Here is a 20,545-nt window from a genome sequence, read left to right as displayed (position 1 = left end):
CCTATCAAGCTGATTTTAGCTCAAAACTCACCCTCACCCCTTAATTTTTAACACAGTTCATGTAAAGTGCCTTTTCCAGGACCAATTTTTCTTTCGTATTGGCATCTAGTAAAAGCTGCGTGAGGGTATACGTTTCCAGCTTCTTGTTTTGGCTGGTTTCGTAGCGTTTGCTGGCTTCCTGCGCCTGCTGCATCAGCGCCACTTGCTTGGCTGTCTGCATGGCCTTCATCACGCTATCGAAGGGGAAGGAGGTTTTTTTGTAATCGATTGCGTGAATCCGGGTCAGCTTGGCTTTTTTGCCCGCCCGAAAGGCGAGTTGAATGATTTCACTTTTCAAGTAGAAATCACGTTTGCTGGGCTTCGGATAAGTCGCGTTGATGTACTGCTCATAGTTGCCGCCGAGGTAGGCTTCGTAGAGCACATCCAATTCCTGCTGCTCGTTCCAGGGCCACTCCACGAAGATTTTGTTGGGGTGAAAGACGCTGATTTTTTTGACGATGTTTTCCAATTCGGCTTGCACCTTGGGTGTCATCACATCGAAGGTTTTGGTCTTGGCAACGTCACCTCCCGGATTGTTAAAGTGGAACGTACCCAGCAGCAGAATGTCGCTTTGCAGGGGCTGGGCAAAGCCGGTAGTGGCCAAGGCAAAGCAGAGGAGAAAAAGGAAAAACTGTTTCATTGACAACAGGAAAGCTAAATGGTTGAGTGAAGCCGAGTGGTAAGTTGCCAAAGCTACTGGAATTCGCACAGCTGATTTAGCAATAAGCCCGTTGGCCCTTCCGTCATCCGGAAGCGGCCAATGCAAACGGAATAGCCACCCGCGTCTGCTTTTCATGCCGCGTCGAGTGGCGGCAGTGGCTGGCTGATAACCACGCCCGTAGCTTCGGCCTGTGGCTGATGTACGCCTGGCTGCGCTGAATAAGCGCACCAACTTCGATGGGGAATAGCTCAAGGCGCGCTAAGCGTCGGGAACCACGCTGGTAGTAGGAGTTGGAAGGAGTTTCCAATTGGAATCATTCTGGCTAACCAGTCCAGAAACGCGCTTAATGAACAGGGTATGCACTTGCCAATTTAGCTCATCATTAGCAGAATCGATACCGCAAGTAGACAAGCCATTCCGCAATAGCCTCGGATAGTCGCTTTTAGCTGTCGCTCGCTTTAGCCAAGTCTTGCTGCTGATAATCAGCGTACACCCACTGCCAATCTCCCAACAAAACGGCAACTTTTGAGGCCCGGCTTGCGAATACAGTAATTCGCCGGTCGAGCAAAAGCAGGTGGGGCGCTTGTTCGCTCAAACCCATGGGTTTCCCGTTGCAACTCCTGCTGAAAACCTTTTCACCCCGGATTCTTATGGCTAAAGACAAAAAGAAGGACTCGAAGAAAGAACAGGTAGCGGAAGACCTGCTGGACGTCGCGCGCACCTCGCTAAAGAAATTCCGAAAGGTGACCCGCGAAATCTCCAGGCTCAGCACCGGGCAAAAGCTGGTGGGCGGGCTGGCCCTCGCCGCAGCAGGTCTGGCCTACCTCGCCACCCTCGATTCCGACGCGACTCCGGCCCCGCCGGCCCCCGCCGCTACGCCGCCCTCCGACGCCGACCAGGCCATCGCTCCGGCAGTAGTATCGCGCCCCCGCCGCAAAGTCCCGAAAGCCTGACCCCGGTATCGCCGGACCAGCACCCCACGCATTGCCAATCCTCTAATCCTCTCTAAGATGAAAAAGACCAAAGTCAAAAAGAATAAAGCGGGCAAAAACACCCTGCTGAGCGGGGCTGCCAAGTCGCTTAAAAAGCTACGTACCGCCAAACTCAGCACCACCCAGAAGGTAGTAGGCGGGGCTGCCCTCGTAGCCCTGGGCCTGGGCTACCTCTCGAAGCGCCTGAACGGGGCCGACATTCCGGCTCCGGCAGATGCCACTACTACCGCCGACGCCCTGGCCGCCGAAGGCAGCCTCGCCGCTATGGACGGCAACGCCTAGCTGCTCCCCGCAGCATCTGTGTGCACGATACACGCAAAAGCGGCGGCTGCTCCCGGGAGCGGCCGCCGCTTTTGCGGTGTTGGGTGGGAAGTCGAAACTTATACGGCTGGGGTCGGAGCCGGAGCGGCTGCGGGGGGCGGAGTGGCGCTGGCCAGCTTCACGCGCACGGCATTGGGGCCTTTGGGGCCCATTTCTACCTCAAACGTCACTTTGTCATTCTCGCCGATGGTAGCCCCGGACAAGCCGTTGGCGTGCACGAAAATGCTTTCCTGCGTCTGCGAGTCGCGGATAAAGCCGTAGCCCTTCGACGTGTTGAAGAAAGTGACTGAGCCCGTGCGCAAGGTGTCTTCGGGCTCCCGGTCTTCCTGCTTGGCAATGCTGATGCGGATATCCTCGTCCTTGATGATACGCTTCTTGGTGGGGTCGGGCGGGGTGGCCGTAATGTTGCCGTTTTCGTCCACGTAGGCGAACATTTCTTCCAGCGGCTGGCCGGCCTTGGCGTTTGCCTGGCGCTCAACTTTGCGCTCTTCCTTTTCGGTTTTCTTCTTAGCGCGCTTTTTCTCGTTGTCTTTCTTACCAAATGTCTCTTGAGACCTACCCATAGTGCTGTGTTGCTAAATCAATTGTATCCGTGTGGCGTAATCAGGATAGATAAGCCGCCGGAGGAGTGAATTGTTACGAAGATACGCAATATAAGAAGGGCAATCAATGTCCGGCCTCGGGGACGCTGTTCCAGCGGGTGCGCCGCCAGATTTCCTGTTGCCTGGGCGAGAGAAAAGTCCAGGCCACGAGCCGGCTTTTTTTCTGACCCTGGGCCATGTCGATGGTCCGCACCTCGGTGGCACCAGCCGTCTTTAGGGCCCGGTACACGCCGGGCAGGGTGTCTTTTTTCGACACCAGCGTGGTGAACCAGTAGCACGAGCCGGGCCGCCGGCCGCTTTCCTGCACCATGCGGCGAATAAAGGCCGCCTCGCCGCCTTCGCACCACAGTTCGTTGTTTTGGCCGCCAAAATTCAGGACTGGCCGGGGGCCACGGCCGGTAGTGCCCGGGCCGGTGCCCAGACCAGTACTCTTGCGCTGAGCGCCGGCTGCTGCCTCGGCCGCCGAGGCATGAAACGGGGGGTTGCACATGGTGAGGTCGAACCCCTCGCCGGCCTGAATAAGGCCGTCGAAGATGCGGGTGCGGGCGGGCTGCAACCGGCACTCAATGGCACCGGCCAGGGATGGGTTGGCCGCCTCAATCTGCTGGGCGGCACGCACCGCTACGCCGTCCACATCGGAGCCCACGAAGTGCCAGCCGTATGCGCGGCGGCCGATGATGGGGTAGATGCAGTTGGCCCCCACGCCCACGTCGAGCACCAGAATGTCCTCACCGGGCGGCAGGGTGCCGCCGTTGCTTCCGGCCAGCAAATCGGCCAGGTAATGCACATAGTCGGCTCGGCCGGGAATGGGTGGGCACAGGTAGCCCTTTGGGATGTCCCAGTGCTCGATGCCGTAAAACTGCCGCAGCAACGCTCGGTTCAGGGCTTTCACCGCGGCCGGGTTGGCGAAATCAATCGACTGGACGCCATATGGGTTGGGGCGCACGAAAGCCGCGAGTTCCGGGCTGGCCTTGCTGAGTTGTGGGAAATCGTAGGGGGCGCGGTGCGGGTTGCGCGGGTGCAACACGTCTTTTTCGGTAATACCAGGAGCGGCAGTAGGCTTCATTGAGTTAATTATGCGGTTTTGTAGAGGTACCAGCCGCCGGCCAATGGCCGCAGCACCATGAGGCCGTCGGGGTGCATGGCGGGCAGCTGCGCCGGTTGGGGCTGGTAGAGCAGGCCCACCGTGCTATCGGTTTTGCCCCCGATAACGAAGGCCAGGCAGCTGCCGCAATTGGTAGCGCGGCGCGTGACCCGGCCCAGGTAGAGTTGGCGGAGTAGGGCGTGTACGGCGGGGTCGGCGTTGGCGGCCTGCTCATCCGTTGCTTCACCCGGAGCCATGGCCGCAGCGAAATAGCCGCCCTTTTGCACCAGCCGCACCAGTTGCTGAAACTTGGTTTGGTTGCGATAAAAGTGCGCGGCAATGTCGGCGTCGGCGCTGGTCCACAGGCTCAGGTTGCCCAGCGTGAAGGCGTGGTCGGCGTCGGGGTGCTTCAGGTTGTAGGTGGCTACTTCGGCCGGCGGCATGGCCGCGAGCAGCGCCACCATGGGCGGCCCCAGGTGCGTCATGGCCAGGTTGCGGATGGCCCCCAGCTTCCAGCCAGTTTCCCCGTTGCGGAAGTGCAGGTAGAAGTCGCGCCGGCTCACCGAGTCGCGCAGCTCTACCGCCACCACCGCCGTGGTCGAATCCTGGCGCACCAGCTGGCAGGTGCGGGCCACGCGTGACGGAATCTGCTGGCCGAGGGATTGGTTTTTGGCCTGGCCGGCGGCTTCGCAGCACAGGTAGCTTTTTAGCGGCGGCCAGCCCTCGCGAGCCACAAACTGCTCGGCAATGCGGAGTGGAGCCAGCGGGGCGGGCGTTTCCGCGCCGCCGGGCCCGCCGGGCAGCCACAGGCAAAGGACAAAGAGCAGGTGCTTCATTCGGGGCTAACGGCAAACCAAGGAGCGATAATTCCGCAGGGAGCTAGCGGGGCCGGCTCGGGCCTTTGCTGCGTCCGGCCGGGCGGCTGCCCAGGCTGCCGCCCTTGGGCCGGGCCGGGCCACCGGGGCCGTTGCTCTTGGGACGCGCCGCGCCGCCGGGGCCGGCTTTGGCTGGGCGTCTGGTGCCGGGGCCGGTTTGAGGACCGCCGGGCTTGGGCTTTTCGGGGCGTGGGCCCCACCAGCCGGTGCCCGAGGGGTTGTGCATCGACGGTGGCCCCGGTTTGCGGGGGCGGCCTTCGCCGGGCGCAGCGGGCGCGGTCTTAGGGGTGCGCCGGCCGCCCGAGGCTTCCTCGGTACCGCTCGACTTGGCCACCATTTTCATGATGCCAGCCAGCTCGGGGGGAGTCAGCTCGCGCCAGTCGCCCACGGGCAGGCCCTTCAGGTTCACGTTCATGATGCGGACGCGCTCCAGCTTGGTGACCTCGTAGCCAAAATGCTCCACCATGCGGCGCACCTGGCGGTTCAGCCCTTGTACCAGCGTGATGCGGAAGATGTAAGGCGTTTCTTTTTGCACCACGCAGCGCTTGGTAACCACGCCCAGCATGGGGATGCCACTGGCCATTTCGTCCAGCATCTGGTCGGTCAGAATGCGGTTCACGGTCACCACGTATTCCTTTTCGTGCTGGTTGCCAGCGCGCAGAATCTTGTTCACGATGTCGCCGTCGCTGGTCAGGAAAATCAGGCCCGACGAGTCCTTGTCGAGCCGCCCGATGGGGAACACGCGGGCGGCGTGGTTCACGTAGTCCACGATGTTGCCGCGCACGCCCGGCTCCGAGGTGCTGGTGACGCCCACCGGCTTGTTAAACGCCAGATACACGGCATCTTCGGCCTGCTTGGGCTCCAGCTTGTGGCCGTTCACGGTTACGCGGTCGCGCGGGCCCACCTGGTCGCCTATCTGGGCGGGCTTGCCGTTGAGTAGCACCGCCCCCTGCGCGATGTAGCGGTCGGCCTCGCGGCGCGAGCACATGCCGCTTTCGCTGATGAATTTATTGAGGCGGGTGGAGGAAACGGGGGGCATCGGCGCAGGATTAAAGAAAGATACCAGAAACCGTGCAACGCAAATGCGCCGCGGGCATGGATGGCGCAAAGGTACGGCCTTTTGCACGGGGGTGAAAGATAAAAATGGGCAGATTGAAATAGATAACGTGCTTATTTGTAAATTTTTACGAATAGTTATTGCTTGTATTACGGCACTGGTGTATTTGAAAAGAAGGCCTGATACAACCGCTGCTGCCAACAGCCCAAACCAACCGCATAGCCGAGCTAAAACCTCCGGTCCGATGCCTTCGTATCAGCCGATAAATAGGGTCAGCTGACCGTCCTTTTTTCTTTAATTCTTTTGTACATGAATATCAAATTGCTTGGCCTGCTGGCCGCCGCTTCGTTGGCCACCGCCGCCTGTTCGCAGGAGAAAAAGGTTGAAACCACGACCACCGTGCCCGTTACCGATGCCAATACCGCCGTGGTAATCCCCGACACGATGGCCGCGCACGACGAAGCCCGCCGCCTGGCCGCGCGGGTGGCTGAAGACCTAAAACTGACCGATACCGTGGTGGTCACACGCATTGAGCGGACCTACTACACCCGCGGCCGCCGGATGGGCGAGTACCAGACCCGCTATGCCACCGACACCACTGGCCGGTACTTAGCCATGCGGGAAACCAACGACCAGGCCGATGCGGAAGTGCGCACGGCCCTGAACAACCCGACCTATTACAACACCTACTCGGCCAACCGCGCCTCCTACGGCGATGGCCCTTACTCGCTGGTGCCGGCCCGGGTAGAGCCCATCAGCACTGCCGCGCCGCGCGGTGGTAACGCGGGCCAGGGCTCGGGTGTAAAGAAAATGGAGCATGAAAACGATGGCGACCACAAGACCAAATACGTCAACGGGGCCAAAGTGAAGCGTGACGACGACGGCTCGGTCAAAATCAAGCGGGCCGACGGCACGAAGATTAAAATTGATGAAGACGGCAACCGCACCGTGAAAAAAGGCCTGTTCAACTAAGGCTTCATCACTGCAAAAAAAGAACCCCGCTCCTTGACTGAGGCGGGGTTCTTTTTTGCAGTGTTTTGTTTCTGAGAAGCCAGCTTACCAGCGTAGCGACCAGGATGCGCCGGTGAATGGGCCGTAGTTGTAGGGCGCAAACTTGCCCTTGCGGTACCAGGGCTGAGGGCGGGCGGGTGGCGCCAGGCCGGTGCCCTGCATGGCCGGGTCGGTGGCGGCCGCAACGCGGGTGCGGCCAGCGCGCACGGCAATTTTGCCGAAAGCATAGCCCAGGGCAACACCAATGGGATAATCGGAAGCCCAGTGTACGCCGTTGTTGAGCATAGAATAGCCCAGCAGACCGATGAGCGAATAGCCCAAGGGACGAATGAAATGATACTCGGGATAGTTATCGGCGACAACCGTGACGGTGGCCATGGCCGTGGCCATGTGGCCGGTCGGGAAGGCGTCGTAGTTGGGCACGAAGCTTTGGTAGCGGTTGTAAGACGGAAAAAGGTGCCACTCGCCGCGGTCTTTGGTGGCCACGTAGGGGCTCTGGCGGCCGGTGAGGCGCTTGAGCCCCTGCACTACAAGGCCGGTGCTGAAAATGGCCTCGCCGAGCTGGCTGGACGTTTGCAGGGCGCGGTTGTCCTTCTTGATGCCACCGTAAATCCAGAAGCTGGAAGCCACGGCGAGGTGCGTCCAGCCATCGCCGAGGTAGTAGAACGTGCTGTTGAGGTTGTCGGGTACGTTGAACTCGAACGGCAAATTGGCCGAGCCAAGGCGAAACGGAATGTAAACCAGCGACTTTTGCGTGCTCTTGGGCGTCAAGCCGATGAAGCGGCCAAAATCCTGCGACCAATCCAGAATAGCCTGGTCGGCCACCCACAGCACCACCGAGCTCACGGCCAGGCCCGTCAGCGTTTCGGCGTTTTCGCGGCGGAAAGCATAGGCCGGGAACTGGCCCAAATCGCGCGGGATGTGCAGTGCCCAGCGGAAGGGCCGGGGCTTGGCGTAGTGCCAGGTTACGCCCGGGGCCACGGTGTAGGTTGAAATCCGGCCGTTGGCATCGCGGGTATGATTCAGCAAGGTCGTGTCGACGGGAATCAGTTCGAATGGCGACGTGGCAGGGGCCTCGACGGGCGCCGTCACGCTGTCGGGCCGGGCGCTGGAAGCTTCAAGGATAGTGGAATCCGTAACGCTCGCCGTGGACGGGGCCGCGTAGGCAAAGCCGGTAGGAAGGAAAAACTGACCAAGCAGCAGCGCAAAAACTAGCCGCATAGTACGGCAGGGGTAATAAAAACTCACGGATAAACAGCAATAATAACAGCGGCCCGGCCCGTTGATAAGCGCGTGGGGCGGGGGTGTAGTGGAACGAGAATGGGCAGGCGCAGCCCGCATAGCAGGCGACAAAGGTAACACCGGAGTTATGCTGGGCTAACACGCGGCCGCTATTTCACCCGCTGACGGACAGCGACCCGGAATGTTGCAGCGGTGCTGTATCTTTCAGCAAGCCAGCAGGGTATTGCCCGGCGGTTTTTTGGTGTCGTCAATCCTTCTGCTCATGCAACCTAATGTTTTAGTGCCTGCTGCTGTTGCCGCTGCTTCAACTTCGGCCCCCATCGCCAACTTGTTTCAGGCGCAGTTTGATGCCTTGCGGCAGCACGCACCCGCCCTACGCCGCGAGGACGTGGTGGCCCGCCGCGCCCGCCTGCAAAAGCTTAGTAACTGGCTGCACGCGCACCGCACCGATATTCAGGCGGCGCTTTACACTGATTTTCGCAAGCCCGCCGCCGAAACCGACCTGACCGAAATCTGGACCTCGCTGGTGGAGTTGAAGCACACCAGCAGTCACCTCAAAAAGTGGATGGCCCCGCGGTCGGTGGGCGTGAGTATGGCGCTATTGGGCACCCGCTCGTGGGTGCAGGTGGAGCCCAAGGGCGTGGTGCTGATTATCGCGCCCTGGAACTACCCGTTTTACCTGGCCGTGGGCCCGCTGATTTCGGCTATCGCGGCCGGTAACGCGGTGGTGGTTAAGCCCGCCGAGCAAACGCCTGCCACCTCGGCCCTGCTGCGTAAGCTGTGCCAGGACCTGTTTCGGCCCGAAGAAGTGCTGCTGCTGGAAGGCGGCAAAGAAGTCGCCACCGAGCTGCTGAAGCTGCCCTGGGACCATATTTTCTTCACTGGAAGCCCCGAGGTGGGCAAGATTGTGATGCGCGCCGCCGCCGAGCACCTCTCGGGCCTGACGCTGGAGCTTGGCGGCAAGAACCCCGCCGTAGTAGACGAAACGGCCAACCTGCGCGACGCCGCCGAGAAAATAGTGTGGGGCAAATTCCTGAATAACGGCCAGACCTGCGTGGCCCCCGATTACCTGCTGGTGCAGGAAAGCGTGCAGCCGGCCTTGCTTACCGAGCTCACAGCCGCCATCCAACGGGCTTACAACCCCACCGGCGCGGGCATCGAACATTCCGACTCGTTGGCCCGGGTGGTAAACCAGCACCATTTCGCCCGCCTCGCTGGGTTACTTGAGGATGCCCAAACCAAAGGGGCCACGGTGGCCGCCGGCGGCACCGTGGACGAGTCGCAGAACTACATCGAGCCGACCATTCTGACCAACGTGCCGGCCGATGCCCGGGTGCTGGAAGAGGAGATATTTGGCCCGTTGCTGCCCGTACTTACCTTCAAAAACCTGAGCGAAACAACCGCTTACGTCAACGCTCGCCTCAAGCCGCTGGCGCAATACGTGTTCAGTACCAGCGCTGAAAACCGCCGCTATTTGCTCGACAGCATCTCGGCTGGCGGCGCGGGCGTGAACGAAACCGTACTGCACTTCGCGCACCCCGAGTTGCCCGCCGGCGGCGTGGGCAACAGCGGCCTCGGTAAGGCCCACGGGCACGCGGGCTTTCTGGCGTTCAGCAACGAAAAAGGCGTGATGCGCCAGCGCGTGGGCTTCACCGGTATCAAGGTCATGTACCCGCCCTATACCAGCAAGGTGCAGAAGCTGGTTGACTTGATGGTGAAGTACCTGTAGCCACCTGAATGCAGACCGCAAGGGGTAGCTGCACCCGGCCCGTGGAATTTGCGAAGTATTACCTTTGAAAGTAAATTCTTGCCAAACCATGGGACAACCCGAAATCCAAAACCGATATACTGTCGCTGAATATTTTGCTTTGGAAGCCCAGAGTGAAGTGCGGCATGAGTATTTCGATGGGAAAGTATTCGCGATGGCGGGTGGGACCATTCCGCACAACCTGATAAAAGGAAATATTGTGGCTGGCTTGCGGCCCGGGGTGCGACAACGAGGCTGTCGATTATATGATGAATCCGTGCGCTTAGCGGTACAGAACGATTTTCACTACACCTACCCTGATGTGATGGTGAGTTGCGACCCCAGTGACCGACGCGACCCGTTGTTGATTCGTCAGCCCGTGTTAATTGTGGAAGTCCTCTCGCCGTCGACCGCCGAGTACGACCGCAGCCGAAAGTTCAATCAATACAAGAAGATTCCCTCGCTGCGTCATTACATCTTGGTGTCGCAGACGGCTTGGGTACTGGAGTGGTTTCGACGCGACGACATGGGCCAGTGGATTTATACGGTGCTGAGCGACCCGGCCGATGTGCTGGAAATTCCGGATTTGAACCTGCGGCTGCCCCTGGCCGATGTCTATGATGACACCGATGTGGCCCCGCTGGCGCTGATTTCGGCTCCGGAGCATCCGTAGGCGGCTACTTCTGCCGTTGTTGCATCTCGGCGGCCATTTTGCGGCGGTTGGCTTGCAATTGCTTGAACTTGGCAGGGCCCAGCACCTGCTGAAGCTCTTTTTGGGAGGCTATGTTGATGCGCTTCTGCTCGGCCAGCAGCTGGGGTGATTGGGCCGGGAACTTGCTTTTGGCGGCGTTAGCCTGCTCCACGGTGCTGGTGAGGATGGTGCGAACCCTTGCCGTTTGGTCAGGGGTAAGCTGGAGGTCGGTGGCCATAACATCGGCCAGGTCGCGGGCGGCAGTGGGCGGGGTGGGCGAGTTGGCCGTGCGCACGGTTTCGACTACTGGAGCTGATTTGCTGCGGTGCCGGAAAATAGAGCAGCTGGTGGTAATCAGGCTGAAGGCTAGCAGCCCGGCCAGGAATACGGAACGGAGAGGAGAAGGCATCATGTGCGAAAGAAGTAGAGCCGAGTGCACTTACTTACGTAAATCCTGGCCTGGCCGGCGGAACACCGTGAGAATGGGCAGGCCTGCTACCCGAATCTCGTGCACAACCGAGCCATAGACGGTGGTATCGTAGGGAGTTGGGTGCCAGCGGTACAGGCCAATGTAGTACTGCGCTTGCGCATGGGGCACAAACCGGAGCCGGGCCTGGTCGGCCAGGGGCAGCAGCAGCGCATTGTTGCGTACTGGTCCAACCATCAGTAATGTGTCGCTGACGGCGATAATGGCGCTGCGGTCATGCGCCATTATCCAGGCCAACCCGTCGCGGCTCGATACGCCCCAATAATCTCGCTCGAAGAGCCGGCCCGTTGTGGGGGCAGGCAGGAAGCTGAAATACGCATGCTGGTACGGGTGGTCGGCTACCTGGCGCACGGCCGTGTGGGCCACGCCCAGCGCCAGCGCCGCGCCCGCTACCCAACCCAGCCGCCGCGTGGCCGAAGCCGGTGGGGCGGCCCGCCAGGCCCGTACGCCCGCCCACAGGCCCCGCACGGCCAGTAGCATGAAGGCCGGATAAATAAAATAGACGTGTCGCCAGCCGTCGTACACGACCGAGTTGATACCTACTAGCAGCACCAGCGTGCCCCCACACCAAGCCCCGAAAAGCAGGTCGCGGCGGGTAGCTACGCGGAGCAGCGTCTGCTGCGGCTGCCGGAAAAAATTGCGCAGTACACTAGCCACGCCTCCAATAAATAACAGGGAGTACGCCACGGGTGTGGTTATCAGTATCCACCCCGAGAGGTAGTGCCAGGGTAGATTCTGGCATGACTGTATTTTACCCAAGTACAGCACCGTCAGATCTTGGCGGTAGTGCCGGAAGCTCTTGAAACACGCCAACAGGCGCTGCACAGGCGCTTCCCAGAGGTAGGGCCAGAACAATACCACCAACGGCCCCACCGCTGCTGAGTATAGGCCCAGGGCACGTACGAAGGCCGGCCGTCGTACCGGCCGTGCCCACATCTCCAGCCCCCCGAAAGCTACTGTGAGCGCGGGCAGTAGCAGGCCCATGATGCGCACATCGGTGGCCAGGGCCGTGACCAGAGCGTGCGTGAGCGCCCGGCCCGCCGTGGGCCGGCGCAGCAGCCGCGTGAGCGTGTAGCCACCCACCGCAAACAAATTCATGAACACCAAGTCCTTGTAGTTATAAAAGGCCTCGGCAAAAATGCGGGGCGACAACACCAATAGGGCGGCCCCCGCCAGCCCCCAGCGCCAGCTGCCAAACCGCTCACGGCCCAGCCGGTACACGGCCCAGGTCCCGAGTACAAACGTGGCGAAGCACAGAAAATGCCGCATCCAGTAGGCTCCGCGCAGGTCGTGGCGGAAGAAGATGGCCTCCAGTACGGCCATGGGCAGCTGGAAGGCCACGCCGTGGTCGGCATCGGAATAAGTGGCTAGCTCGGGCAGGTTGGCCAGGTGGCCGGCCGCTAGCACCGAAGGGGCGAAGCGTTGGGCCACGTAGCGCAGACTGATGTAGCCGGCGTGGCGTTCGGCGGGTTCGTCCCAGCACATGCCGTAGTCGCTGGTAAGCAACAGGCCCAGCAGCAGCAAGCCGCCAAAAAACACGGTGGTACCTATCCGGCGGAGGGTTTTCTCGTTAAAGTTGCGGTGCATATTGGCCCTGGTTCGGGGCCAAAGGTACCGCGTGGGCTGCCTGCTTTACCTGATTTTTCAGGCCCTGGGCCGTAAAGTGCGCCAGCGCCATAATGGTGAGCATGGGGTTGACTCCGCTGCACGCCGGAAATGCCGAGCCATCGGCCACGAAGAGGTTTTGCACTTCCACGGTTTCGCCGTTGAGCTTGAGCGGGTGCGTGGCCGCATCGCCGCCCATGCGGCAGGTGCTCATCTGGTGGGCGCTGTAGAGGCCGAATTGGTTGGGCTTCCAACTTAGGTGCGGCAGCTGGTCGAGCACGGCGGGGTTCTGCAATACGCCGTTTTCGGCGTGCAGCGTGGGCAGGGTGCCGTGGGGCAGGTACACGGTGTGGGCCCCCGCGGCTACGTGGATTTGGGCGGCGGCCCGCACGCCTTCCAGCATATTGGTCCGGTCAAAATCTGACAGGGCGTAATCAATCAGCGGCATGCCGTTTTTGTCGATGGTCACGCGGCCGCCGTCGCGGTCGCGGGTGAGCACGATGAACGAGCCGAGGTGGTCGGCATCGCGCAGCATTTCGTGGTGCTGGCGGCCCGAGCGCCACGGCAGCACCATGCTCAGCAGGCCGGGGTGGGTGGGCGGCGTTTCGAGCTTCGCGCCGAAATTGGTGCCGTGCAGCATCGTGTAAGTGTCGTTCACTACACTCATGCTGGGGCCGTGCCAGGAGTTCATGGGGTGGGGGTAGCGGCCGGCCACCACCACCGTGGGGTGCAGGTGCAGGTGCAGGCCCAGGTGCGGGTGCTTCAGGCCGGAGCGCAGTAGCAGCGCCGGCGTTTGGATAGCCCCGCCGGCCACCACCACGCGCTTCGCCTTCACCGTGACGCGCACGGTACGGCCGTCAGGCATGGTGTGCACGGCTTCGGCTCCGGTGGCGCGGCCCTGGGCAATGGTTACGCGGTCAACTTTGGTGTCGGCCAGAATGCGGGCTCCGTGCTCAAAAGCCGTGAGCAGGTACGTATTCAGGGTGCCCTGCTTGATGCCGTGGGCATCGCCCAGCGAGGTGTAGCCGAGGGCCCGGAAGTCGCTATCAGAATCGGTCAGGCCCTTTTCGTTGCGCGGAATTAGCTTCACTTCCTGGCCCAGCTTGGTGGAGCCGTCCCACAAGGCCTGGTTCTGGCCGTTGTGGCGGGTGTAGTTGGTGTTCACGCCAATGGTGCGGGCCACGGCGTTGATGCTTTCTTTGAATGCCAGCGTGTTGAAATGGGGTGCATCATGCTCGCGGGCCCATTCCTGCAGCACGTAGTCGGGGGTGCGGAAGGCGCCGGCCCAGTTCACGGTGGTGCCGCCGCCCAGGCAGGAGCCAGCCAGGATACCGATGCTGCCATCCTGGGTGCTCAGGGTGCCTTTGGCGTCGTAGAGCGCGCCGAGCATGTCTACTTCACGCTGCGTAAAGTCGCAGCCGTGGCAATAAGGACCTTTTTCGATAACCAGCACGTCGTGCCCGGCCTGGGCCAGCTCGCCGGCCACTACGCCGCCGCCCGCGCCGCTGCCAATCACCAGCACGTTGCACTCGTATACCGCGCCCTGCGTGGGGTGCAGGGTGTGGATTGGTTTGGGCGTGTCGACGGGCCGCTCGTCGGGGCCGGGGTAGCCGAGGTGGCCCCACGCAGCCGGCACTTCGGCCATGCTGCCGCCGTAGTACAGCAGGGTGCAGAGCTTGCGCAGCGCGTTGAAGCCCTTGCGCAGCTGCGGCACGTTGGAAGCAGCCCAACTCTGCAGCAGCTGCTCACGCTGGATGGCGTCCAGCTTGCGGAAGGACTTCAACGGTCCGAACCACGTCAGGCCCAGCAGCGGCTTCTCCATCAGGTCGAGCAGCTTGCCGAACTCAGCCTGGGCACCCGCTGGCTGCTCCCGAAGCGCATCCTGCAATTTTTCCAGGTTCAGCCCTGCAGACCCGGCCGGGCTGCCATCGGCCAGGGCGGGTATGAAGGTGTCGGCCAGGGCTTGGAGGACGGCGGAACGGTCGGGCGTAAGCGTGAACATGATGCGGGAATTTTGGATGGTAAAAGGTAAGGATTTTTCCGCAAAGTGTTAGGCGTGCCGAGTAGTTTTTTGGGCTGGGGAAGTAGAACGTCATGCCGAGCGCAGCCAGAACCTCACCCCCGGCCCCTCTCCAAAAGAGAGGGGAGCTTAATGGTTGCAGACGGTCGCGCCGCCGTGGTTCCCCTCTCTTTTGGAGAGGGGCCGGGGGTGAGGTTCTGGCGAGATGCCTCGGCTGCGCTCAGCATGACGTTCTACTTCCATCATCGACCTTTGCCTTCCCAAGCCACGTTTGCCGCTTATGCCTCGCCTCATCCAAACGCCCGAAACCACCCACCGCGTCCACTTTCAGGACTGCGACATGCTGGGCCACCTCAACAACGCCCGCTTCCTCGATTATTTCCTGAATGCCCGCGAGGACCACACCACCGCGCATTACTCCTTGAATATGGGCGAGCTGGCCCGCGAGCAGCACGCGGTCTGGGTCATTACCAAGCACCACATCAGCTACCTGAAGCCGGCGCGGCAGGGCGGGCAGGTGCGCATCCTGAGCCAGCTTATTCACTTCGACAACTCCAGCCTGGTGCTGGAAATGCAGATGCGCAGCGAGGACGGTACGCGCCTGCTGGCTCTGCTGTGGTCCGAAATGGCTTACGTGACGATGCCCGCTGGCACCCGCGCCGACCACGCCAATGCCATGATGGACCTGCTCGACGAACTCGATGTGGAAGACGTAAACTACGACCCCGACGGGTTCGACGACCGGGTGAAGGAGGTGCGCCAGCAACTGAAAAAGCTGCGTCGGGCCGCAGGAATGGAAGAGTAGGGTTTCGTGCGGCCGGGGGTGAGGTGAGGTGCCATAACCGCTAATTAAACGCGTAGCGCAGCCCCAGCTGGCCCTGCCAGCGCGAGTTGATGGGGTCGGTTTGCCAGGGCGAGCCGGTGGGGTTTTTGAACTGGTACACTGGCCGCTGGTTTTCGATGCGCACGAAATCGAGCAGGGCGTAGCCCGAGTTGTTGATGTTGGGCACGAAGTACTGCAGGCCCCATTCCCGATTGAGCAGGTTGCCGAGGTTGATGAAGTCGAAGGAAACTTCCAGACGCTGGGTGCCGGCTTTGGTGAGGGGCAGCTTGGCGGTGAGGCGCAGGTCGAGCTGCTGGGTCCAGGGCGTGCGGGCGGCGTTGCGTTCGGCGTAGTTGCCGCGCCGGCCGGCCAGGTAGTCGTCTTTCGCGATGTAGCTGGCCAGCTGGTCGTACTGCTGCTGCGCCGACACCAGCACGGCGCCCTGAGCATTGGTAATGTCGGCCAGGGCTATTTCGGACCGGTCGCGCGGGATATAGAGCAAGTCGTTTTTGGCCGAGCCGTCGCGGTTCACGTCGCCTTCGTTCACGAAGGAAAAGGGGCTGCCCGACCGCGCCAGGTAAATCAGGTTGGCCGAGAGGGTCATGCGCTCCTTCACGCGCAGGTTGTAGAGCACGCTGCCGATGAACTTGTGCCGTAGGTCGAAATTGGAATAAGATAGAGCGGGGCTGTTGGCGACCAGCGACTGGTTCCATTCGTAGTTGGCGGCCGGCGACACCCGCACGCCGTTCACGAGGTCCTTGCTCTGGCCGTAACTGTAGCCAGCCGAGGCATCGAGCACGTTCGGGATGCGCTTGCTGAGCGTGAAGGTGGCGTTGTAGTTGAAGCCCTGGGAGGTGTTGCCCATCACAAATACGTTGGTGAACTGCGGGTCGATTTTGGCCGTGTTGCCGGTGGTGGCGAAGTAAGGGCGGGTATCGGCCCCCTGAAAATTGGCCTTGTTATCCTTGAAATTGATGGACTGAAACAACATCCCGGACACCACTTTCGAATACAGTCCCTCGGCCGTGAACGTCAGGTCGTAAGGCAGTTTCACGTCGAAGGCCAGCGTGGATTTCCAGTCGCGGGGCAGCTTGAAGTCGTTGTCAATCAGGTTGATTTCCGCGATGTTGGGCTGCACCGACTGCAGGGCCGACAGGTCTTCGGCGATGGGCAGCGCACCGGTGGGGCGGTAGTCGATGTTGTTGTAGCGGTTGCCCGACACGTAGTGCGCGTAGGCGTACCACACAAACGGGATGCGGCCCGTGAACAGCCCCGAGCCGCCGCGCACCTGCATGGTATTGGCCTCGTTGAGGGCGTAGTTGAAGCTCAGGCGGGGGTTGAGCTGGGGCGTGCCGCCAAACTTGTTCTGGTACCGGTTGAATTCCGGATTTTTGGCCACGGCGGGGTTCAACGGAATCTTGTCGGGGTGCACCTGCAGGTCGAGGCGCAGGCCCAGCTGCACGGTCAGGCGGTTGTTCACGCGGTAGTCGTCCTGAACGTAGGCGCTCATTAAGAGCACCCGAAAATCGGCCGAAGGTTGGTTCTTGTTGTACTCCACGCCATTGTTTTCGGTGTTGTACACGCCGCGCACGCGGTTGGGCCGGTCCTGCAAAAAGGCATCGACTGACGAGTACTGCCAGCGCCCGTTGAACGCCGTCAGAAACCGGTACTCGATGTTGTTCAGCTCGTTGTTGGTACCGAGCGTGAGCGTGTGGCGGTTTTTGAAGATGGTGAGGTTGTCGGTGAGCTGCGTGGTGCTCAAGTCGGAGCCGTAGATGGCGGCTTCGCGGTAGGTGCCGGCAAAAATGGACGTGGCGGTGTTGTAGTTGATTTCGAGGTGCGGAAAAATGCGGCCGTTGTACGTGCGGTTCTCCGACACCGTGTTCAGGCCCACGATGAGCTGGTTGGAAACCTGGTTGCTGAACGAGCTTTTCAGCTCGGCCACCAAGCTGTTGGTCCGGCTGTGGTGCCGGAAGCCCTGGTTGCCAAAGTTCAGGATGTTGGCCGAGCGTTCCAGGTTATCGGCCGAGCCGGTTACGAAATTGTCGCGCAAGCTCAGCCGGTGCTTGTCGGAGAGGTTGTAGTCGAGGCGCACCAGAAATTTGTCGCTGTTGCGCTGGATGGTGGCCGCCCCAATGGTGCCAGGGTCGTAGTTGTACTTGCTTTGCAGGCGGGCGCTTATCTGCTGGGCCACTGCCACGGGTACAATGGCCCCGGGGTCGCCGGGGGCAAAGAGCACGGGCTCCTCGCGGCGCTGGTTTTCGTAGTTGGCGAAGTAGAAAAGCCGGTTTTTGAGGATGGGGCCGCCGATGCTCACGCCCGATTGCACGTCGTAGTAGCGGGGAATGGGGGCGCGGTCGGCGTCCACGCTCCGGCCGGTGATAAGCTGGTTGCGGGCGAAGCTGTAGATGCTGCCCGCCAGCCGGTTGGTGCCGCTTTTGGTTACGGCGTTGATGTTGGCCCCCGTGAAATTGCCCAGCGTGACGTTAAAAGGCGAAATCACCACCGAAATTTCGTCGATGGCATCAATCGAAATGGGCTGCGTGCCGGCCAGCGCGCCGGGCGTGCCCGAGGCCACCGACCCCGCCGCGCCGCTGGCCGGCTCCTGAAACCCCAGCACGTCGTTGGTGGCCATGCCGTCGATGCTCAGGTTGTTGAAGCGGTAGTTGGAGCCCCCGAAGGAGTTCTTGTTGCCCTGCGGCATGAGCTTGGTCAGGTCGCTCAAGCTGCGGTTCAGCGTGGGCAGGTTCTGGATGGCCTGCTGGCTGATGAAGTAAGCCTGGCCGTTTTTGTCGGCCGTGAACGGGTCGCTTTTGTTGCCCGTCACCGCCACTTCGTCCAGCGTGGTCGTAGCTTCCATTAGCGTAAACGTCTGCCGGGCCACTTTGCCCAGGGTCAGGTACAGGTCTTGCTTGAGTTGGGGGGTAAACCCGACAAAGCTGACCTGCACCGCGTAGGGGCCGCCGGGCTTCAGGTTGTTCAGCAAGAACTTGCCGCCCGCATCCGACTGCGTACCGCTCCGCGTACCAGTGGGCACGTGCGTGATGACCACCGTAGCCCCCGGAACAGCCGCGCCGTCCGGGCCCGAAACCAGGCCCTCTAGTGCGCTGGTGGTCAACTGGGCAAAGCTTAAAAATGGCAGCAGGCAGGCTAAAAAGAGTAAAGATAATTTTCTCATACCGGGTAGTTAGAAGCGGACGGTAATGCCGGATGGAAGCAGGAAAGCCGTAAGTTGGGCAACCAAAACCCCGCGCTGACGTTTAGCGTGGGGTTTTGGTTGCCCAACTTACGGCTTTTTCGTCGCAGTCGGTTTCGTGGGTGTTGGCGCCTTTAGCGCTGCGTCCAGGTGTTGTCTTTTTCGTTGGCATCCATGAAAATGCCGCCGGTCACCGCTACCGATTTCACGGGTTTTTTCACCGTAATGCTGGCTTGCTTTTGGTTGGCTTGCCACACGGCCGGTGACTGGTGCAGGGTCTCCCGGCTGCCGTCGGTGTACTCCACGGCCATGTCGAAGGGTACGGCGAAGCCACCGATATTCTGCACGGTGATGGCGGGGCCGGTGACGGGCGCTACGGCCAGGTCGATGTAGCCGTTGGTGAAGAACCAGTTGTTGAAAAACCAGTTCAGGTCCTGGCCGGTGGCGCTGTTCATCGAGTTGAAGTAGTCCCACGGAATGGGGTGCTTGCCGTGCCAGCGGTCCATAAACTCGTGCAGCGCCTTCTTGAACAGCGCGTCGCCCAGCATGTCTTTGAGGGCCAGGTAGCTCAGCGAGGGCTTGCCGTAAGCATTGTTGCCGTAGCCGCCGCGCAGCTCGCTGCTGGGTGTGATGATGGGCAGGTCCTGAACGGAGGACCGGTCGTTAATCCAGCGGTTTACCCGAAACTGCTTATAGGCCTTATCGGCGGCTTCCGCGCCGTTTTCGCTGCGACCAATGAGCAGCTCAAACGTGGTGGCCCAGCCCTCGTCCATGAAAGCGTAGCGGCTTTCGTTGATGCCCATGTAGAACGGGAAGTAGGTGTGGGCGATTTCGTGGTCCTGCACGAACTGCGCGAACTTGGGGTCCTCCTGCGGGCTGTCGTTCACCATCATCGGGTATTCCATGTCGGCAAAGCCCTGGAAGGCCGTCATTTTGGGGAAAGGGTAGGCCACGCCGGGCCAGTTGCTGGGGTTCGAGAACCAGCCCAGCGCGTACTGCGCGTTCTTCACCGACTGCCGGAAATCCACCGTGGAGTCGGCGTAGGCGGCCTGCACGCTGGCGCGGCGCTTGGCTTTGGCATCGACGATGACACTGGCAGCATCCCAAACGTAGTGGTTGCTGAGGCCGAAGGTGACGTCGGAAATGTCGCGGGCAGTCCAGACCCAGGTATTGGTGGGTAGCTGGGCGGTGATGGTGTTTTTGGCGAGGTCGGCAGCGGTGGCGACGTGGATAACGGCGTCGCTGGTCATGGACCTAGCCAGGCGCTTGGCGGCGGCGGGCTGCAGCACTTGCCGCGGGTTTTGGAGGGTGCCGGTGGCCCACACGATGTAGTTGGCCGGTACCTGCACGCGCAGGGTGTAGTCGTTGAAATCGTTGTAGAACTCCTTGCTATCGACGAAGGGCAGGCGGTCCCAGCCGGCGTAGTCGTCGTACACCGCAATGCGGGGGTAGAAGTAGGCCAGGAAGTAAGTGGTAGGGTCAATCATGCCCTCGCGGCCGCTTTCAATGGAAACGGGGAAGTGCCAGGCGATGGTGAATTTGACCGAATCGCGCGGGGCGAGGGTGCGGGGCAGGCGCACGCTTTGCACGGTGCCCAGGCCCTGGTCGGTCGGGAAAGGGCGGGCCGGGCTGCCGCCCACCTGGAGGGTGTCGATGACGAGGCCGGTGGTGAGGTAGTTGGGCGACGCATCGGCATCGCGGGCCACTCCGGGCCGGTGAATATTTAGCAGGAGGCGCAGCACCACCTGCTTCAGCGTGTCGGGGCTGTTGTTGAAGTAGGTGATGGTTTCGCGGCCACGAATGTCACGGGCGGGCGGCGCGGCCTGCACCGTGATGTCGTAGCGGGCGCGGTTTTGCCAGTACTTGGGGCCGGGGCGGCCGTCGGGGGCGCGGGTGCCTTTATCGAAAGCGGCCTTTATATCGCGCGGCATGTAGAGGGCTTGCGCGGCTGCCGCGTGACCGAGGCCAGCGAGCAGGAGGAGGGTAAGCAGGGTTCGAATCATACGGGGCAATAGACAATGAGCGGGCGGCGGAAGATGCAGGCCGGTGGGCAAAAGTAGGTAGCTGACGGCGTGCGGGCCGGCCAAAACTG

17 protein-coding genes are annotated in these 20,545 nt (G+C 61.3%); 6 read left to right on the top strand and 11 right to left on the bottom strand.

Going from position 1 to position 20,545, the window contains the following annotated elements:
• Positions 1-40: 40 nt before the first annotated feature.
• Positions 41-952 (bottom strand): DUF5694 domain-containing protein, encoded by a 912-nt coding sequence (locus IEW17_RS07680; protein ID WP_229748870.1) that lies wholly within the window; start codon positions 950-952, stop codon positions 41-43.
• A gap of 398 nt (positions 953-1,350) precedes the next feature.
• Between IEW17_RS07680 and IEW17_RS07675 the strand changes: the two genes are divergently transcribed.
• Both IEW17_RS07675 and IEW17_RS07670 read left to right on the top strand, forming a co-directional pair.
• Entirely contained in the window at positions 1,351-1,653 is a 303-nt protein-coding gene (locus IEW17_RS07675) for a hypothetical protein (RefSeq protein ID WP_188561452.1), read from the top strand.
• A gap of 57 nt (positions 1,654-1,710) precedes the next feature.
• Positions 1,711-1,974: a hypothetical protein gene (locus IEW17_RS07670; protein ID WP_188561451.1), complete on the top strand. Its 264-nt coding sequence runs from the start codon at positions 1,711-1,713 to the stop codon at positions 1,972-1,974.
• Between the two features lie 98 nt (positions 1,975-2,072).
• Here the strand turns inward: IEW17_RS07670 and IEW17_RS07665 are convergent, their stop codons facing one another.
• The 4 genes from IEW17_RS07665 to rluF form a co-directional block, all read right to left on the bottom strand.
• Positions 2,073-2,576: a cold-shock protein gene (locus IEW17_RS07665; protein WP_188561450.1), complete on the bottom strand. Its 504-nt coding sequence runs from the start codon at positions 2,574-2,576 to the stop codon at positions 2,073-2,075.
• A gap of 103 nt (positions 2,577-2,679) precedes the next feature.
• Entirely contained in the window at positions 2,680-3,681 is a 1,002-nt protein-coding gene (gene rlmF, locus IEW17_RS07660) for a 23S rRNA (adenine(1618)-N(6))-methyltransferase RlmF (protein WP_188561449.1), read from the bottom strand.
• A gap of 8 nt (positions 3,682-3,689) precedes the next feature.
• Complete coding sequence (locus tag IEW17_RS07655) at positions 3,690-4,535, bottom strand: hypothetical protein (RefSeq protein ID WP_188561448.1); 846 nt, start codon at positions 4,533-4,535, stop codon at positions 3,690-3,692.
• 43 nt (positions 4,536-4,578) lie between these two features.
• The gene (gene rluF / locus IEW17_RS07650) at positions 4,579-5,613 is read right to left on the bottom strand and encodes a 23S rRNA pseudouridine(2604) synthase RluF (protein WP_188561447.1); all 1,035 of its coding nucleotides are present in this window, start codon (positions 5,611-5,613) and stop codon (positions 4,579-4,581) included.
• 327 nt (positions 5,614-5,940) lie between these two features.
• Here rluF and IEW17_RS07645 point away from each other — a divergent pair, with 327 nt between their 5' ends.
• The gene (locus tag IEW17_RS07645; RefSeq protein WP_188561446.1) at positions 5,941-6,603 is read left to right on the top strand and encodes a hypothetical protein; all 663 of its coding nucleotides are present in this window, start codon (positions 5,941-5,943) and stop codon (positions 6,601-6,603) included.
• An 84-nt stretch (positions 6,604-6,687) separates the two neighbouring features.
• Here IEW17_RS07645 and IEW17_RS07640 read toward each other — a convergent pair whose 3' ends face one another.
• Positions 6,688-7,863, bottom strand: a complete 1,176-nt coding sequence (locus IEW17_RS07640; protein WP_188561445.1) for a phosphatase PAP2 family protein — start codon at positions 7,861-7,863, stop codon at positions 6,688-6,690.
• A gap of 283 nt (positions 7,864-8,146) precedes the next feature.
• On the opposite strand from IEW17_RS07640, the gene IEW17_RS07635 reads away from it, so the two are divergent.
• Together IEW17_RS07635 and IEW17_RS07630 are read left to right on the top strand one after the other, a co-directional pair.
• Entirely contained in the window at positions 8,147-9,613 is a 1,467-nt protein-coding gene (locus IEW17_RS07635; RefSeq protein WP_188561444.1) for an aldehyde dehydrogenase family protein, read from the top strand.
• An 88-nt stretch (positions 9,614-9,701) separates the two neighbouring features.
• A complete protein-coding gene (locus IEW17_RS07630) occupies positions 9,702-10,304 on the top strand; it encodes a Uma2 family endonuclease (protein ID WP_188561443.1) in 603 nt (200 codons plus the stop codon).
• A gap of 4 nt (positions 10,305-10,308) precedes the next feature.
• On the opposite strand, the gene IEW17_RS07625 is transcribed toward IEW17_RS07630, so the two are convergent.
• Genes IEW17_RS07625 through IEW17_RS07615 form a run of 3 tightly spaced genes read right to left on the bottom strand, consistent with a single transcriptional unit; the run spans position 10,309 to position 14,416 of the window.
• Positions 10,309-10,734, bottom strand: coding sequence for a hypothetical protein (locus IEW17_RS07625; protein WP_188561442.1), 426 nt, complete (start codon positions 10,732-10,734; stop codon positions 10,309-10,311).
• A 27-nt stretch (positions 10,735-10,761) separates the two neighbouring features.
• A complete protein-coding gene (locus IEW17_RS07620; protein WP_188561441.1) occupies positions 10,762-12,396 on the bottom strand; it encodes a hypothetical protein in 1,635 nt (544 codons plus the stop codon).
• A complete protein-coding gene (locus IEW17_RS07615) occupies positions 12,380-14,416 on the bottom strand; it encodes an FAD-dependent oxidoreductase (RefSeq protein ID WP_188561440.1) in 2,037 nt (678 codons plus the stop codon). The genes IEW17_RS07620 and IEW17_RS07615 overlap by 17 nt, the downstream gene beginning before the upstream one ends.
• A 298-nt stretch (positions 14,417-14,714) precedes the next feature.
• Between IEW17_RS07615 and IEW17_RS07610 the strand changes: the two genes are divergently transcribed.
• A complete protein-coding gene (locus IEW17_RS07610; RefSeq protein WP_188561439.1) occupies positions 14,715-15,239 on the top strand; it encodes an acyl-CoA thioesterase in 525 nt (174 codons plus the stop codon).
• A gap of 40 nt (positions 15,240-15,279) precedes the next feature.
• On the opposite strand, the gene IEW17_RS07605 is transcribed toward IEW17_RS07610, so the two are convergent.
• Together IEW17_RS07605 and IEW17_RS07600 are read right to left on the bottom strand one after the other, a co-directional pair.
• Complete coding sequence (locus tag IEW17_RS07605) at positions 15,280-18,435, bottom strand: TonB-dependent receptor (RefSeq protein ID WP_188561438.1); 3,156 nt, start codon at positions 18,433-18,435, stop codon at positions 15,280-15,282.
• Between the two features lie 152 nt (positions 18,436-18,587).
• Entirely contained in the window at positions 18,588-20,456 is a 1,869-nt protein-coding gene (locus IEW17_RS07600; protein ID WP_188561437.1) for a M1 family metallopeptidase, read from the bottom strand.
• Positions 20,457-20,545: the final 89 nt, after the last annotated feature.

Origin of the sequence: Hymenobacter frigidus (assembly GCF_014640435.1) — a bacterium.
Classification (GTDB): domain Bacteria; phylum Bacteroidota; class Bacteroidia; order Cytophagales; family Hymenobacteraceae; genus Hymenobacter; species Hymenobacter frigidus.
This window is presented reverse-complemented; position numbering and strand designations above follow the sequence as displayed.